The sequence below is a fragment of the Thermosynechococcus sp. TG215 genome, from assembly GCF_031583455.1.
GTDB lineage: Bacteria > Cyanobacteriota > Cyanobacteriia > Thermosynechococcales > Thermosynechococcaceae > Thermosynechococcus.
The window spans coordinates 2,477,554-2,492,911 of sequence record NZ_CP134178.1 but is presented as its reverse complement, the minus strand read 5'-3'; the positions used below and the strand labels follow the sequence as shown (position 1 = coordinate 2,492,911).

Sequence of the window (15,358 nt, the reverse complement as noted above, 5' to 3'; positions counted from 1 at the left end):
AATAAACTGCACACCAACTCCTTAATGATTGAATGATTAATGATTAAAGTAACCCCATGATTGCCCTGAACCTACGCCCCACTCTTCAACTCACCGACAACCTTGCTTTTCTCCAAGCCAAAATGCAGGAGTATATAGATAATGGTGCTCATGGTGCTCAGCTGGGTTGGTTAATTGCTCCCGAAACCCGACAAGTTTATTGCTATCAACCCCAACAAGCCGTAGAAGTTTTAGAACATCCATCTTGCCTTTCAGGAGAACCTCTGTTACGCCACTTCGTGATGGATTTAACCCTGATTTGGGATTAGCTATCATAGTCTTACAGCTCTTGCTTGATCAGCCCTCTTGCCATAATCACACGATGAGCATTAGTAACTACGAACGAGTGGGACGCTCCCTAAATTTGCTTCTCGATGGGCTTTACCCCTTTGTGGAACGGGAAATGAAAGCCAGCTATGGCGATCGCTGGTTGCAAGAGGCTGCTCAATGCCTACCTGAGTATAACCAATACAACAATCCTGCAGAGGTCCTGCAGCAAGATGTATCTGCCCTGCTGATCGTCATTTGGGAACGGTGGAATGAAGTCTTCAAAACGATCTTAGGAAGGGCAGAGCGGACACTGGTCAGTGAGTTACGCGAAACTCGTAACAAGTGGGCACATACCAACACTTTTTCGACCGATGATGCCTACCGCGCCCTCGATAGCGTCAACCGCCTGCTCAGCGCTATTTCCGCTCCTCAAGCTGCCGAAGTTGATAAACAAAAGCAAGAATTATTGCGCATTCGCTTTGAGGAGCAAGCCCGCAATATCACCCGCCGCACCACCACCACACCGACGGAAGGGCAACCTATGGCCGGACTCAAGCCTTGGCGGGAAATTGCTACCCCCCATCCTGATGTTGCCTCCGGTCGCTTTCAACAAGCCGAATTTGCTGCCGACCTCTGGCAGGTCTATCTGGATGAAGGCTCTGACGAGTACCGCAATCCCAGCGAATTTTATCGCCGCACCTACATCACCGAAGGACTGAAACAACTGCTGGCCAACGCTCTACGACGGCTCAGCGGTCAGGGCGGCGATCCGGTGATTGAGCTGCAAACCAACTTTGGCGGTGGCAAAACCCACGCCATGCTGGCTCTGTACCATCTGTGTCATGCAAGATCAAGTGCTGACTTGCCGGGGATGGAGCCGATCTTCCAAGAAGTAGGGCTGACGACACCGCCTCAAAATGTCAGTGTGGCAGTTTTAGTGGGCAATAAACTTCAGCCCAGCGGCATTGTCCCCTATAGACCCGAACACCAGCGCCAAAATCGCCCTTTGATTAAAACCCTTTGGGGCGAGCTGGCTTGGCAATTGGGTGGAGCCGAAGGCTATGAACTGGTGCGGCCAGCCGATGAAACCTCCACCAATCCGGGTGATGCTCTCAAGGTGCTGTTCAATCGCTTTTCCCCCTGTCTAATTTTGATTGATGAATGGGTGTCCTATGCGCGGCAACTGCATGAGCACAGTGATCTGGCCGGAGGGAGCTTTGATACCCAGTTTACCTTTGCCCAAACGCTGAGTGAATCGGCTAAGAATGCCAAAGATACCCTCTTGGTGGTCAGTATCCCCTCTTCAGATATTGAGATTGGGGGCGATCGCGGGAAAGAAGCCCTAGAGAGACTGAAAAATGCCATTGGTCGGGTGGAATCTCCTTGGCGGCCGGCAAGTGCCGAAGAAAGCTTTGAAATTGTCCGCCGCCGTCTGTTTCAGCCCATCACTGACCCCAATTTGTTTGTGCAGCGGGATGCGGTTGTCAAAGCCTTTATGGACATGTACCGCCACCAAAGCCAAGAGTTTCCTAGCGAGTGCAAAGAACCTGACTACGAGCGTCGCCTAAAAGCGGCCTACCCGATTCATCCGGAACTGTTTGACCGCTTGTATGCCGACTGGTCCACGCTCGATAAATTTCAACGCACCCGCGGCGTACTCCGCCTAATGGCCAAGGTGATTCATTGCCTGTGGGCACGAGAAGACCGCAGTTTGATGATCCTGCCTGCCCATGTGCCAATGGATGATCAGCAGGTTCAGGCGGAACTGACTCGCTATCTTGAAGACAATTGGCTACCTGTCATTGACAAAGATGTGGATGGTGCCAATTCCCTACCATTGACCCTCGATCGCCAAAACTCCAACCTAGGGCGCTACTCCGCCTGCCGCCGTGTTGCTCGCACCATCTACATGGGATCTGCCCCCACCCTGCGTGCTGCCAACCGAGGCATTGACGATCGCCGCATTAAGCTGGGCTGTGTGCAACCCGGTGAAACCCCTGCTACCTTTGGCGATGCCTTACGCTATTTGACGGATCGTGCCACCTACCTCTACGTGGACGAAAGCAAACGCTACTGGATTTCCACACAACCTAACGTTAACCGCACTGCCCAAGAACGGGCAGAACAAATCCTCAGCGATCGCGACCCCGTTTGGGCAGAGGTCATCCGACGGCTCAAAAACAATCAAAATCGCGGCGAATTCAGCGCCGTCCATGTTGCTCCCGACTCCACGGCGGATATTCCCGACGACTGTACTCAAGGGGTTCGGCTGGTGGTTCTGCATCCCCAACATGCCCACAGCAAAGGCAATCCTGACAGCCCTGCCCGCCAATGGGTGGAAGATGCCCTCAACCACAGGGGGAACAGTCCCCGTTACTACAAGAATACCCTGCTTTTTTTGGCAGCCGATAAAACCAAACTGGAAAACTTAGAACGCAACACTGCCCAATACCTAGCGTGGAAGGGAATCGTCGATGAAAAGGAAATTCTCAACTTAGATACCTTCCAGACCAAACAGGCAGAGACGAAGCTGAAACAGTTTGATAACGATGTTACGACTCTCCTCAACGAGACCTATCAGTGGCTTCTCGTGCCTCAACAACCTGATCCCCAGGGCAAAATTGAGTGGAGAGAAACCCGACTACAAGGGCAGGCTTCCCCCATTGTGCAAGCCAGCGACAAAGCCGTGCATGAAGGGGATCTATTACCGAATTACTCCGCCACTAATCTGCGACTTGAAGCACTTGATAAATATCTCTGGCGGCAAAGCGACCACATTGATCTCAAACAGACATGGGAATGTTTGACACGGTATCTCTATCTGCCGCGTTTGAAAAATCAAGAGGTTTTGTTAAAAGCAGTGCGCAGCGGTGTGGCCTCAACGGTGTGGGCAGATAACTTTGCCTATGCTGAAGGCGTTGATGACCAGACAGGCAAGTATCTCGGTCTGCAAGTGGGAACAGGCATTAACCCTAGCATTAGTCCCCAAAGCCTGCTAGTAAAGCCAGAAGTTGCTCAAGAACAGCTCAATAGAGAGAGGAGAGAGAATCCAGAAGAGAGAAAAGAGACTGCAGATGGTAGCTCAGTTTCCTTCACGCCTCACGCCGCACCGCTCACTCCGCCATCCTCTACCCCTATCCTCCGCAGATTTTATGGCAATGTGGAGCTTGATCCAAAGCGGCTGAACCGAGATGTGGCTACGATCGCCAGCGAAGTGGTTCAACACCTGATTGCATTGGATGGTACCGTTAAAGTTACCCTAGAAATCGAAGCTGAGATTCCTAGAGGGATTCCAGAAGAGGTTGTGCGTACCGTCATGGAGAATTGCAAAACACTCAAATTTAAGAATCAATCCTTTGAGCAGAGTTAACAGGGGAGCGCGCTGGAGGCAAGGTAGGGTTTAACGGCTGCAACTGTTGCTCCTGCTGCAATGATGCAATGATGAGAGATGGGTTTTCCCCCTCGGTATGACGAATCATGACAATTGCAACTCGCCTAGAATACGACTCCCTCGGTGCCATTGAGGTACCAGCGGACTGCTACTGGGGTGCCCAGACGGCGCGCTCCCTAAAGTATTTTCCCATCAGTCACGAGCGCATGCCCCTCGAGGTTATTCATGCCATGGCACGGCTGAAAAAGGCAGCCGCGATCGCCAACCGCGATTTCGGGGTTTTAGCTGCCGATAAAGCGGCATGGATTATGCAAGCAGCCGATGAAGTCATTGAAGGGCGCTGGGATGATCAGTTTCCCCTCTCCATCTGGCAGACGGGTAGTGGTACCCAAACCAATATGAATGTAAATGAGGTGATTGCTAACCGTGCCATTGAACTGGCGGGGGGGGTGAAGGGGAGCAAAACGCCAATTCATCCCAATGACCATGTGAACTGTAGCCAGTCTTCTAATGACACCTTTCCGGCGGCGATGCATATTGCCACAGTGATTGAGCTGCAGGAGCGACTGCTGCCGATGGTGCGGCACTTACTGGCCGTATTGCAGGAAAAGGTCACCACTTTTGCCGACATTATTAAAATTGGCCGCACCCACTTGATGGATGCCGTGCCTCTCACCCTTGGCCAAGAATTCTCGGGTTACGCCAGTCAAATTGCAGCCTGTCAAGCCCATATTGAGTACGCACTCCAGCATCTGTATCCCCTCGCCATTGGCGGTACGGCCGTGGGGACGGGTTTGAATGCCCCCGCCGGTTTTGGCGATCGCGTGGCGGCAGAATTAGCCCAAATGACGGGGTATCCCTTCTGCAAAGCCGAGAACCCCTTTGCTGCCTTGGCCGCCCATGATCCCTTGGTGATGCTCAGTGGTGCCCTGAAAACCTTGGCCGCAGCAATGATGAAAATGGCCAACGACATTCGCTGGCTGGCTTCAGGCCCCCGTTGTGGTCTAGGAGAACTGATCTTACCTGCTAATGAGCCGGGGTCGTCGATTATGCCGGGTAAGGTCAACCCCACCCAATGTGAAGCCCTAACGATGGTCTGTGTGCAAGTGATGGGCAACGACGCCGCAGTGGGCATCGCGGGCAGTCAAGGAAATTTTGAACTCAATGTTTATAAGCCCCTGATCATTCACAATGTGCTGCGTTCCATTGAACTGCTGAGTGATGCCGGTCAAGCCTTTACTGAGTTTTGTCTAATCGGCCTTGAACCCAATCGGGAGCAAATTCAGCGCCATTTGCAGCGATCGCTCATGTTGGTGACGGCTTTGAACCCCCACATCGGCTATGACAAGGCAGCAGCCGTCGCGAAAAAGGCCTACAGCGAAGGTAAAACCCTGAAGGAAGCGGCGGTGGAATTGGGGTATCTTACGGCTGAGGAATTTGATCAGTGGGTGCGGCCAGAGTTGATGCTGGGTGAAAAGGGCACTAATTGACCCCGCAGGGAGTGCTGCCAAAAGGGCGTATTGCGAGCGCGCGATCGCAGGCTTTGGTGCGTCACTGTCCAAGTCACCGTCGGATCAAAGAGCACAAAATTGCGACTGTGCAGTTCGAGACGGGGTGGCTCAATGCTCAAAATCCGCGCCGGTGCCGTACTGAGGGCATGCCACAGGTCAAGGGCACTCAAGTATTCCTTGGCAACCAGTTCCTGCCAGAGGGCGGGTAGGGCTAATTCGAGGCCAATGGCACCGGGGAGTGCCTCGGCAAAGGAAACCATTTTTTCTTCATAGAGCAAGGGGGTGTGGTCAATGGCGATCGCCTCAATAACCCCCGTTTTGAGTCCTTCGATCAGGGCTTGGCGATCGCTGGCCGTTCCTAGGGGCGGGTCAAGGCGCAGATGCGGATCGTAACTGGCTAAATCCTCAACCGTAAAGAGCAAATGTAACCACGACACACTGGCACTGACCTGTTCAGGTTTGTCCTTAGCAAGAATCTCGACACTGCGAGCGGTTGACAGGCGCATGAGATGAATTGGGGTTGAGACGGTGCGTGCCAATTCCAAAATCGCCAATAGGGGAATGGTTTCACAGCAGACCAGTTGCTCCACCAATCCGAGACGAGTGGCTACCCCACTTTGCCGCGCCACCCCATTGGCGGCCAAGGCCGGATCAAAAGGCCAAAGGGCAACGGGTTTGCCTAGGGGCTGGACATAGGTGAGTGCCCGCTGCACCAAAGGCCAATGGGTCAACCCCCGATCATCACAAAAGCCAACTACCCCACTGGCGGCCAGTTCCGCTAAATCCGTTAGCGCCATTCCCCTACATCCTTGGGTGAGTGCGCCCCAAGCCCGGACCTGTGACCAAGCGGTGGTTGGTATCTGCCGTTGTAATCCTTGCCAAAGGGCAGGATCATCAATCACGGGGTTTGTGGTTGGTAAGAGGGTTAAATGCTGCACCCCACCGGCAGCAGCAGCGGCCAAGAGTGTCTCAAGGGTTTCTCGCGCCTCATAACCCGGCTGACCACTGTGGCTATAGAGATCTACCAAGGGGGGAGCCAACACCCATTCTGAGGCATCAATGATTTCGGCGTCAGCAGGTACCTCTTGGGGGGCGATCGCCACCAATTGATCCGCCGCCAGCAGCACATCGGCGCGATAATCTTGGCGGTTGACCGGATCCAGCAGCCGCACCTGTTGCAACAGTCGCCACACCATCGCCTACAAGGCTCCCGCCGCCGTCCGATCCAGCACGCCCCCCAAATGGGTGGTGATATTCACTGCCTGCAATCGCGGCAGACCGCCCTTGAGGGGATAGTCAATTACCGTGACGCTGCCATTGCCCTGCTTAAAGAGCCAGAAGTTTTCAATGCCTAGGCCAACAATGTGGCAGAGCAAGACCTTATTAGTGGCATCATGAGCCACAACCAAAACATTGTGGGGGGTGGGAGCATTGGTTTTCCAGCGCTTCAGCCACTCTTCCCATGCCTTAACCACGCGATCGCGCACCTGTTCGAGGTTTTCCCCATTGGGCATTTGCACCAGAGCCGGGGTGGTACGCCAGCGTTCCAGTTCCCCCGGATAGGCCGCCGCCACCTCCGGTTCAAACTTGCCCTCCCAATCCCCGTGGCTAATCTCCGCAAGGGCTGGTTCTAGCTCTAGCTCGACATCAGGGTGATACTGCAAAATCGCCAAGGCCGTATCCTTGGGCCGCCGTAGGGGACTACTCAAGGCATGGTGAAAGGGCACCTCCTTGAGGAACTCGGCCACCGCCGCCGCTTGGGCACGGCCATTTTCATTCAGGGGCACATCAATTTGCCCTTGGAAGCGTCCCTCGCGATTCCAGTCCGTTTCACCATGGCGTACCAGAAAGATGCGCAGCGTTTGCTCCTTGAAACGGGGTTGCGGAAAAGGATCATTGAGATGGCTCGTGAGATTGAGGGCTTCTAGTTGTGCGGGTTGCCGCAAGCCATTGCTGAAATTGAGGACACTAATGCCGCCATTGGCCTGCTGGAGCCGTAAATAGCCCTTGACCCCCAAGCCGAGACCCGTGCAAATCAGGGCACGATTCATACCGCTGTGGCCGACAATGACAATCGTTTCATTTTCGTGAGCCGTCAGCAGCGCTTCCAAAACCATGCCCGCGCGATCGTAGAGATCCAATAGCGGAAAAAACTCCTGGGTTTGGCCACTCTCCGTGGTGATTTTCATCATCAAGGTTTCTGGGGCTTCCTGCCAGCGGCGATAGTCCTCGGGAAACCGTGCCTTCACTTCGGCAAAGGGCAGATCTTCCCAAGCGGGCAGCGCAATCTCTTTGAGTAAATCAAGGGAATGGGGTGGCTTGAGTTGCGGGTCTTGGAGCTGAGCATGGATGCCCTCTGCGGTTTCCTTTGCCCGTTTCAGGGGACTGGTGTAAATCTTGCGGATGGGAATGCCCCGCAGGGCCAGACCCACTTGGGCTGCCATCCAACCACCGCGTTCCGTGAGCGAAGAAGCATCACTGTGACCTTGCACCCGCTCTTGGACATTAAACGTGCTTTCACCGTGGCGGACAATGATGACTCGGGTACTCAGAGGTTTCTCCTTAACAATTCACAGACAACAAACTTGGCCATCCCACCGTGCCATAAAGACTGTACCAGAAACCGTGGCTTCAAGAGCAAAAGATTCAGGAATCGGCAGGCATCATCTCTTGAGCATCACATAAAAATCAAAAAACCGACCGCAGGGGCGATCGGCAAGTATTGAAGACCTATTCGCTCATGAATCAGAGACTACTTCTTAGTGATCCGAGGAGGCTCACGGAAGAAGATAGCAAAGAAGAACAGCGCGATAATGCAGGCAAAGATGAAAACGTAGGTGATGGTTTCCATAGTAGTCCCCTAGGAATGACTAGACAGCTTCTTTGCGACGAGTGGTGACATCGCCCACCTTTTGGTAGAAGCCCCATTCCACTTGCTCCGGCGACAGGTCTGGATCAATCCCAGAGAAGACATCGCGGAACAGCGTGCGGGCACCATGCCAAATGTGACCAAAGAAGAAGAGCAAGGCAAACACCGCATGGCCGAAGGTAAACCAGCCACGGGGACTGGTGCGGAAAATCCCGTCGGAGTTGAGGGTTTCCTTATCGAATTCAAAGATCTCACCGAAGATAGCTTTACGGGCATAGCTCTTGACGGTGGGTGGATCGGTGAAGGTTTGGCCGTTCAATTCACCACCGTAGAAGCTGACGGTCACGCCTTGTTGCTCAAAGCTATACTTCGACTCGGCACGCCGGAAGGGAATGTCGGCTTTGACAACGCCATTCTTATCGGTGAGGATGACGGGGAAGCTTTCAAAGAAGGCAGGCATGCGACGGACAAAGAGTTCTTCACCCTCTTTGTTGCGGAAGACGGCATGGCCTTTCCAAGCTTGGGCAATGCCATCCCCTTTGTTCATCGGGCCAGTACGGAAGAGACCACCTTTGGCGGGGTTGTTGCCAATGTAATCGTAGAAGGCCAGTTTCTCTGGAATGGCTGACCAAGCCTCTTCAAGGGTGGCGCCACTGGCGAGGGAGGCCTGCACACGGCGGTTAATTTCCTGTTGGAAGTAGCCACTGTCCCACTGATAGCGCGTCGGCCCAAAGAGTTCAATGGGCGTGGTGGCACTGCCATACCACATCGTGCCGGCAACAACAAAGGCAGCAAAGAAGACGGCAGCAATACTGCTGGAGAGTACCGTTTCAATATTCCCCATGCGCAGAGCTTTGTACAGCCGTTGGGGTGGACGTACCAGCAGGTGGAATAAACCAGCAATAATACCGACAATGCCTGCGGCGATATGGTGAGCAACCACACCACCGGGGTTGTAGGGATTAAAGCCATCGGGTCCCCATTCGGGTGCCACAGGCTGGACACTGCCCGTCAAGCCATAGGGGTCAGAGACCCACATCCCAGGACCAAAGAGACCGGTCAGGTGAAAAGCACCAAAGCTAAAGCAGAGTAAACCGGCAAGGAACAGGTGAATGCCAAACATTTTCGGCAAGTCGAGGGCAGGCTCACCGGTGCGAGGATCGCGGAAGAGTTCCAAATCCCAATAGACCCAGTGCCAGCAGGCCGCCAAGAACAACAGACCTGACAGGACGATGTGAGCGAGGGCAACCCCCTCAAAGCTCCAAAAACCAGGGTCAATCCCTGTTTCGCCAGTAATACTCCAACCGCTCCAAGACCCCGTGACCCCCAACCGTGCCATGAAGGGCAAGACAAACATTCCCTGCCGCCACATTGGGTTGAGAACGGGATCACTGGGATCAAAAATAGCTAGCTCATAAAGAGCCATCGACCCTGCCCAACCGGCGACCAATGCCGTGTGCATCAGGTGGGCGGCAATCAACCGTCCTGGATCGTTGATCAGGACAGTGTGGACTCGGTACCAGGGTAGTCCCATTGACTACGCTCCTCCTATACAAAAATTTAGCGTTTGCATGAACAAATTTTATTAAGCAGCCGGATCACGGTAACAACCGCTTCCCTACTAAGAGTTTAACGGCCAATTTACCCGTAACTTCAGCTACGGTTGGGCAGTTTTTCTGCCAAAATGAGAATGTATTAAGAATGGTAACTAGCGTCGGTTCCTATGGCAAGCAAAGCTGAATTTGTGGGCACAAATATTAAGTTTGTTAACGAAAACAAAGAAGTGATTGCTGCCGACGGCGCGAATCTGCGCTTAAAAGCAATGGAAGCGGGGGTTGACCTCTATACCCTCAAGGGCAAGCTCTTTAATTGTGGGGGCTATGGCCAGTGTGGCACCTGTATTGTTGAGATCGTCGAGGGTATGGAAAACCTCTCCCCCCGCACACCAGTGGAAGAACGCAAGCTCCGCCGTAAGCCAGAGAATTATCGCTTGGCTTGCCAAACCCTTGTCTATGGGCCGGTGGGTGTGAAGACGAAGCCCAAAAGCTAGGTGAGGCTTGCTGATGGGGTCAATTAGACTAGTCAACCGTTTGCAGAGCCTGCACAACACTGGTGGCCTGCTCTAGCCACCTGAGTAACTGAGAATCGTCGAGGCTGTTGGTCACACTGAAGAGATCTTGCAGGAGTTCGGGCGATCGCCCGGTGGTGCGTTGCCAAGCTTGTAGGAGTTCAGCATCCTTGGGCAGATCGGCAGCAGTGGTTGCAAGGCCTAATTGGTTTGCCAGATCATAGCGGAGACGATCCTGAAGCTGTTTTAGAACAAACGTCCGCTGCTGTGCCCGTTGCAAAACGCCCGCGAGGGCTTCAATGTAGGCGGCACTATTACTGGAGACGGGTTCTTTCTCCAATAAGGGTGGGCCAAAACGTTGACTTTGCTGCCATAGCAAAAAGAGAACCAAGAGGGCAAGTTGCAACCCCACCGCCAACCAAGGGGTACGACTGAAGTAGTCGAAGAGGGTTTGAGGCACTGTCTCCCTGACCACATCCTCTGGGGAGCGTTGGCGATAGCCGTGGAGCCATTCATCAAAGTAAATCGTTGCCCCCGGCGTAACCACGTTCTGCAAAATCTCGGCCACAACGGCAAAGTTCGCAAGGGGGGGGTCACCGCCATAGACATTGGCCACCAGCCAAGGATAGACCCCAAGGATTCGTTGTCCATGGTTCTGGGGACTAGTGGCTTGCCTGAGATAGACAATTGAACCATGATCATCCTTGAGCAGGGGGCGATCGCCCCGCTGACGGGGGACGCGGCGGCGCGTTTCAATCAACACCTTGCCCTGAGGAGTGGAGAGGCGCTGTACAAAGGGGGCTGCGGTGGGTTCCCCATGCCAGTAAAAGCGCACCAGCGTATTGCCCTGAGCCAGCCACTCCAAAAGAGGCGGTGACCAGCCAATGGGACGACTACTTATTTGAATGAAAACGTGCCCCTCACCCTTGAGGTTGGCATAGTCCCGCTGCCAACGCGCCACTTGGAACCCCTGCTGCTCCAGATAGGCATAAAATTTCTGCGTGCCCCAAGGGGAGGGATCAAAGGAGGAGCCAGCGCGGCTACTGGGCGCCACCGCCAAAATCAGGAGACCAACCACCAACAGCACAAGGACAGCGAAGCCGAGGAAAAACCACTGGCGACGGTTGATCGCCATCATTGCTGGCGCTCCCGCAGGAAGGGTTCCACCTCAAAATAGGCAGCTTGACAGGTGGCTAGGGTTTGGGCATCCACCGCTTCGGCGCCATAGTAACTGCGACTGTGAACTTGAAAGAGGTGCTGAATACTCCGCCGCACGGCTGGCGATCGCTCCCCCAGTTGAAAGAGTCGCTCCAATTCCCGTAGATAGTCGCCATTGGTGCAGTGGGGCTGTAGCCGTAGCCAGCCCGCCTCCTGCAGCCGATAGAGCAAGGCCATGTAGAGGGCACGGCAGGCCCCTCGGTAGTCTCTCGCCAATTGTAGGCTTTGGGCCAGTTCTAACCATTCCCGTACGGGTCTGGGGCGCTCCTCAAGGGTAGAAGCCAGTGTTGCTGAGGAGGATCGCGATCGCCGCTGCCACCATCGCCACAGGCTGCGCCCTAGGAAATAGAGGGCGAGTCCAAGGCCAACGAGCAAGACCCCTTGCAAGAACCAGCGTAGCCATGCCTCTAAGGAGGGGGAGTCCTGCCAAAATGGCTCCGTTTGCTGGCGAAAGAGTTGGAGAAAGCTGTACTCAAGGGCTTCACCCAATTGTCGCCACTGGCGATCGCCCTGCCAGCGCAGATCATCGAAAAAGGTCACCGTCGCCAGACCAGACTACGCCTCCGATTGTCGCACAAAGAGCACGGGGCACTCGGCATAGACCCGCACATAGTCAGAAAGGGAGGTGCCCAAAAGGCGATCCAAGTCGGGTAAACTGCGAGCGATGGACGGACGCCGATCCGGGGAACCCAGAACGAGGAGATCGGCATTGGTATCAGCAGCAATGCGGCAGATTTCTTCACCGGGCTTGCCAGTGGTTAGCACACACTGGTATTCCACACCCCGCTGCTTGGCCACCGTTGCGGCTTCCGAGAGAATCGGATCTTTTTCAGCAGCCGTGCTAGGGGTATCAGCATGACCCTTGAGGTCGGGATTGACGTGGGCAAGAATGAGTTTGCCCCCCTTGACCCCCTCTATTAGGCGCACGGCTAAGTCCAAGGAGGCCTTGGCTGCAGCAGAATTATTGAGCGCTACCATGATGCGGTTGATTTTCTTCACAAAGAGGTCATCGCGCACCAGCAACATCGGTCGGGAAGACAGTTGAAACACATACTGGCTGACAGAGTTTTCGAGAATGGATTGCAGGCGCTTGAGTCCCCGCGATCCCATGATGATTAAGTCGGCATTGATTTCATCGGCCACGTGCAACACGGTATCTTTGGGATCCCCCTCCCGCAGCATGGTATTGACACTAATGACGGGGTCAAGATGCAGTCGGGCAACGGCTTCCGCTAGGAGTTTGGCACCCGCTTGACGTTGTTCGGCCATCTCCTCGGCAGTAATTTTCGGTGGAATCACGTGCAAAACAGTGACGGCAGCGCGTTGAATCGCTGGCAACTCCATCAGCGACTTGAGCATTTGTTCGGATTGTCCAGTTCCTGAGTCTGCCAATAGAATATTTTCAATCATAAATCTCAAACTCCCAACATCTGGTGAGCATCAGGGCACGGATGGCCACTACAGCCCTTTTCCCAAGGATGGCACACGCTGAAAACAGTCAAAACTGCTGGAGGATAGGATGCTCTCCTCATTCGTACACGCCACATCTCAAGAAAAGGGCTGTATGACGATCTTAGGTCTGGGTTAGGGGCTTCTTGGTGGAACGCTACAAATCTTAGGCATTGGCTAGGGGGCGCTCTTGGGAGTGCTTTTGATACACTAAGCAAGAGGCCGTTCAAGGAAGCCCTATGCCGCGATCGCAACGGAACGACAATTTTATTGACAAAACCTTTACGGTCATGGCTGACCTCATTCTCAAGGTCTTGCCCACCAGTTCGCAGTCAAAAACCGCCTTTGCCTATTACCGCGATGGCATGTCTGCCCAAGCGGACGGGGAATATGCTGAGGCGCTGGAGAACTACCAAGCAGCCCTAGAACTAGAGGAAGACCCCAACGATCGCAGCTACATTCTCTACAACATTGGCCTGATCCACGCCAGTAACGGCGATCATGAAAAAGCCCTAGAGTATTATCACCAAGCCCTTGAACTCAATCCCCGCATGCCCCAAGCCCTCAATAATATTGCGGTGATCTACCACTACTTGGGCACACAGGCAGAGGAGCAACAGCGCTCCGAGGAGGCTGAACAACTCTTCGATCGCGCCGCAGACTACTGGAAACGGGCGATTCAACTGGCGCCCAATAACTATATCGAGGCGCAAAACTGGCTGAAGACCACGGGTCGCTCCAGCATGGATGTTTATTTCTAAGGGATTACCCATGGCAACAAAAGTTATTACCACAGAGGATGTGCGCAAGGTGGCTCACTTGGCTCGCCTCGCCCTTGAGGAAAGCGAAATTGAAGCCCTCACCCAGCAATTGGATCGCATTCTCGACTATGTGAATCAACTCAGGGAACTGGATGTCACGGATATTCCACCGACGACCCGTGCGATTGAAGTCAGTAATGTAACCCGTCCCGACGTGTTGGAGCCTTGGCCAAATCGGGAGGACTTGCTGGCGATCGCCCCGGATCGCGAGGATGACTTTTTCCGTGTGCCCAAAATTATGTAAGGCATCAGGCTGTGCGGCGGCGTCAATCCCACCATTTACAACTGGACTTATTTCCCTTCCTGTCGATCTTGGCCTGCACCATTGGCACGCTGATCCTGTTAGTGGTGGTCATCAGTGCCAGCAGCCTTGGGCGAGAACGTACCAATGTGCAAATTTTGGCACGGGAAAATGCCCAAAATGACGGGCGTACCCCCCGCTATCTAGAGTGCCGTCGCGAGGGGGTGATCATTCATCCGCGAAAGGTGCTTGTGCGGGCAGCAGATCTGGCCAAACCGACCTCGCCACTGGCCATTTTGTTGGCCAATCTCCGCCGTCAGCGCGATCGCGAGTACATTATTATTGCCGTGCGCCCCGATGGCTTTGACTGCTTTGAGGAGGTGCGCTACCAAGCAGAACGGGCGGGGGTGGCTCTCGGCTACGAACCCTTCAATGCGGAATGGGAGTTGTGTGTGCCGGCACCGGGGCGCAGCAATTGTCCCTAGGACTTAAATTTCCCAACCTGACCGCCGGCGTTTGGACTGGGTGATCTCGGTGGGAAAGGCGCTCAAGTGCACCACCCGCTCCTTGGCCACAAGGGCACTACCAATGACTTCGGGATGGGTAAGCCGCACATCCGTGCCTTCGGCCAAGGCCTCAAAGGTTTCAGTTGTTGCGGCAGCCACTGTGTTCAAAAAAGCCTTGGCATCGGCAGTGGTGACTTCTGAACCGTGAGAAAGAGAGGGTTTCAGGGCTTCAAGGCCGTAGCTGCGGCTGAATTTGGGGAGCAGTTTGCCAAAGGTAGCAGGGAAGTCAAAGAGTTCCAAGCCCAAAATTTGACCGTGCACGACGAAAAGCGCACCAATCTGCTGGGCGATCGCCCGAAATGCTTGGACGTACTCATCGAGGGAGTGGGCTTCTTTTTCATAAACATCAGCGAGGGCATCGGTGGCGGACTTGCAAGCAAAGAAAAGCAGATGGTCATCGACATCCGCCCAGATTTCCCCCTGATCAGCAAGGCGGCTTCCCCTGCGTTTCAACGACTCTGTAACATAGCGGAGTTTCTTGGCGCGCCCTGTGGCATGGTAGGCGCGATCAGCAGCGGCAAACTCACGGCAGCGGTAGTGCCAGCGACCCCGTTCAACACAGGAAACGGGAATTTTCAGATCAGTGTGGGCGGGCACCAGTACTGTGAGGTTAAGAATACGGTTTTGCTTGGCACCGACGAGTTCTTCCCCATCCACAAGCAGTACCGAGCGATCGCTCCAGTTATGGCACAGGAGTTCAGGCACATGCCCCCCTTCAGACACCTCGGTAATCTTCAGCAGGTTTTGGTTCATTGCTTCCGTTAGCGTCCAATAGTCGGGTTCTGCCACAATCGGGCGCAGCAGGGGAAACAGCGTCATGCCACCAAAGGTTTGGGGGGTGCCAATTTCAACGGTTTGTAGGAGTTCTTGGAGAAGATTCATGGGATCACCTCGCAAGGGTATACATCTGGTTAT

15 protein-coding genes are annotated in these 15,358 nt (G+C 54.2%); 7 read left to right on the top strand and 8 right to left on the bottom strand.

From position 1 onward, the window contains the following. Positions 1 to 56: 56 nt before the first annotated feature. The 3 genes from RHJ02_RS12170 to fumC all read left to right on the top strand — a co-directional run bounded on the left by RHJ02_RS12170 (position 57) and on the right by fumC (position 5,190). On the top strand, positions 57 to 308 hold the full coding sequence (locus RHJ02_RS12170) for a Uma2 family endonuclease (protein ID WP_302677400.1): 252 nt from the start codon (positions 57 to 59) through the stop codon (positions 306 to 308). A gap of 53 nt (positions 309 to 361) precedes the next feature. Next, entirely contained in the window at positions 362 to 3,679 is a 3,318-nt protein-coding gene (locus RHJ02_RS12165; RefSeq protein ID WP_302677401.1) for a Swt1 family HEPN domain-containing protein, read from the top strand. Positions 3,680 to 3,786: 107 nt separating this feature from the next. After that, positions 3,787 to 5,190: a class II fumarate hydratase gene (gene fumC, locus RHJ02_RS12160; protein WP_206200384.1), complete on the top strand. Its 1,404-nt coding sequence runs from the start codon at positions 3,787 to 3,789 to the stop codon at positions 5,188 to 5,190. On the opposite strand, the gene RHJ02_RS12155 is transcribed toward fumC, so the two are convergent. The 4 genes from RHJ02_RS12155 to psbB form a co-directional block, all read right to left on the bottom strand. Next, on the bottom strand, positions 5,142 to 6,407 hold the full coding sequence (locus RHJ02_RS12155) for a dihydroorotase (RefSeq protein WP_206200383.1): 1,266 nt from the start codon (positions 6,405 to 6,407) through the stop codon (positions 5,142 to 5,144). The two genes, fumC and RHJ02_RS12155, sit on opposite strands and share 49 nt — an antisense overlap. Positions 6,408 to 6,410: 3 nt before the next feature. Beyond that, complete coding sequence (locus RHJ02_RS12150) at positions 6,411 to 7,703, bottom strand: histidine phosphatase family protein (protein ID WP_310744614.1); 1,293 nt, start codon at positions 7,701 to 7,703, stop codon at positions 6,411 to 6,413. A gap of 260 nt (positions 7,704 to 7,963) precedes the next feature. Next, entirely contained in the window at positions 7,964 to 8,062 is a 99-nt protein-coding gene (locus RHJ02_RS12145) for a photosystem II reaction center protein T (RefSeq protein WP_011057371.1), read from the bottom strand. Positions 8,063 to 8,081: 19 nt separating this feature from the next. After that, positions 8,082 to 9,614, bottom strand: coding sequence for a photosystem II chlorophyll-binding protein CP47 (psbB, locus tag RHJ02_RS12140; RefSeq protein WP_206200382.1), 1,533 nt, complete (start codon positions 9,612 to 9,614; stop codon positions 8,082 to 8,084). A gap of 189 nt (positions 9,615 to 9,803) precedes the next feature. Here psbB and RHJ02_RS12135 point away from each other — a divergent pair, with 189 nt between their 5' ends. Continuing rightward, the gene (locus RHJ02_RS12135; protein ID WP_302677405.1) at positions 9,804 to 10,130 is read left to right on the top strand and encodes a 2Fe-2S iron-sulfur cluster-binding protein; all 327 of its coding nucleotides are present in this window, start codon (positions 9,804 to 9,806) and stop codon (positions 10,128 to 10,130) included. 28 nt (positions 10,131 to 10,158) lie between these two features. Here the strand turns inward: RHJ02_RS12135 and RHJ02_RS12130 are convergent, their stop codons facing one another. From RHJ02_RS12130 to RHJ02_RS12120, 3 genes are read right to left on the bottom strand one after another with little or no spacing between them, the layout of a single operon-like run. After that, a complete protein-coding gene (locus RHJ02_RS12130) occupies positions 10,159 to 11,286 on the bottom strand; it encodes a DUF4350 domain-containing protein (RefSeq protein ID WP_310800271.1) in 1,128 nt (375 codons plus the stop codon). Continuing rightward, on the bottom strand, positions 11,283 to 11,906 hold the full coding sequence (locus RHJ02_RS12125; RefSeq protein ID WP_310743108.1) for a DUF4129 domain-containing protein: 624 nt from the start codon (positions 11,904 to 11,906) through the stop codon (positions 11,283 to 11,285). Before RHJ02_RS12125 ends, RHJ02_RS12130 begins: the two co-directional genes overlap by 4 nt. Positions 11,907 to 11,921: 15 nt before the next feature. Next, on the bottom strand, positions 11,922 to 12,776 hold the full coding sequence (locus RHJ02_RS12120) for a universal stress protein (RefSeq protein WP_310743107.1): 855 nt from the start codon (positions 12,774 to 12,776) through the stop codon (positions 11,922 to 11,924). A 278-nt stretch (positions 12,777 to 13,054) separates the two neighbouring features. On the opposite strand from RHJ02_RS12120, the gene RHJ02_RS12115 reads away from it, so the two are divergent. The 3 genes from RHJ02_RS12115 to RHJ02_RS12105 are packed head-to-tail and all read left to right on the top strand — an operon-like array spanning position 13,055 to position 14,362. Continuing rightward, positions 13,055 to 13,576 (top strand): photosystem I assembly protein Ycf3, encoded by a 522-nt coding sequence (locus tag RHJ02_RS12115; protein ID WP_149819824.1) that lies wholly within the window; start codon positions 13,055 to 13,057, stop codon positions 13,574 to 13,576. 10 nt (positions 13,577 to 13,586) lie between these two features. Beyond that, positions 13,587 to 13,880: an Asp-tRNA(Asn)/Glu-tRNA(Gln) amidotransferase subunit GatC gene (gene gatC, locus RHJ02_RS12110; RefSeq protein WP_206200377.1), complete on the top strand. Its 294-nt coding sequence runs from the start codon at positions 13,587 to 13,589 to the stop codon at positions 13,878 to 13,880. A gap of 11 nt (positions 13,881 to 13,891) precedes the next feature. Next, complete coding sequence (locus tag RHJ02_RS12105) at positions 13,892 to 14,362, top strand: hypothetical protein (RefSeq protein WP_206200376.1); 471 nt, start codon at positions 13,892 to 13,894, stop codon at positions 14,360 to 14,362. 3 nt (positions 14,363 to 14,365) lie between these two features. Here RHJ02_RS12105 and RHJ02_RS12100 read toward each other — a convergent pair whose 3' ends face one another. Then, the gene (locus RHJ02_RS12100; protein WP_206200375.1) at positions 14,366 to 15,325 is read right to left on the bottom strand and encodes an ARPP-1 family domain-containing protein; all 960 of its coding nucleotides are present in this window, start codon (positions 15,323 to 15,325) and stop codon (positions 14,366 to 14,368) included. Between the last annotated feature and the right edge of the window lie 33 nt (positions 15,326 to 15,358).

Bases quoted from the DNA above. Each gene is read 5' to 3' on its own strand.
- RHJ02_RS12145 (WP_011057371.1), bottom strand. From the start codon at position 8,062: ATGGAAACCATCACCTACGTTTTCATCTTTGCCTGCATTATCGCGCTG.
- RHJ02_RS12130 (WP_310800271.1), bottom strand. From the start codon at position 11,286: ATGATGGCGATCAACCGTCGCCAGTGGTTTTTCCTCGGCTTCGCTGTC.
- RHJ02_RS12120 (WP_310743107.1), bottom strand. From the start codon at position 12,776: ATGATTGAAAATATTCTATTGGCAGACTCAGGAACTGGACAATCCGAA.
- gatC (WP_206200377.1), top strand. From the start codon at position 13,587: ATGGCAACAAAAGTTATTACCACAGAGGATGTGCGCAAGGTGGCTCAC.
- RHJ02_RS12100 (WP_206200375.1), bottom strand. From the start codon at position 15,325: ATGAATCTTCTCCAAGAACTCCTACAAACCGTTGAAATTGGCACCCCC.
- RHJ02_RS12155 (WP_206200383.1), bottom strand. From the start codon at position 6,407: ATGGTGTGGCGACTGTTGCAACAGGTGCGGCTGCTGGATCCGGTCAAC.
- RHJ02_RS12115 (WP_149819824.1), top strand. From the start codon at position 13,055: ATGCCGCGATCGCAACGGAACGACAATTTTATTGACAAAACCTTTACG.
- fumC (WP_206200384.1), top strand. From the start codon at position 3,787: ATGACAATTGCAACTCGCCTAGAATACGACTCCCTCGGTGCCATTGAG.
- RHJ02_RS12165 (WP_302677401.1), top strand. From the start codon at position 362: ATGAGCATTAGTAACTACGAACGAGTGGGACGCTCCCTAAATTTGCTT.
- psbB (WP_206200382.1), bottom strand. From the start codon at position 9,614: ATGGGACTACCCTGGTACCGAGTCCACACTGTCCTGATCAACGATCCA.
- RHJ02_RS12170 (WP_302677400.1), top strand. From the start codon at position 57: ATGATTGCCCTGAACCTACGCCCCACTCTTCAACTCACCGACAACCTT.
- RHJ02_RS12135 (WP_302677405.1), top strand. From the start codon at position 9,804: ATGGCAAGCAAAGCTGAATTTGTGGGCACAAATATTAAGTTTGTTAAC.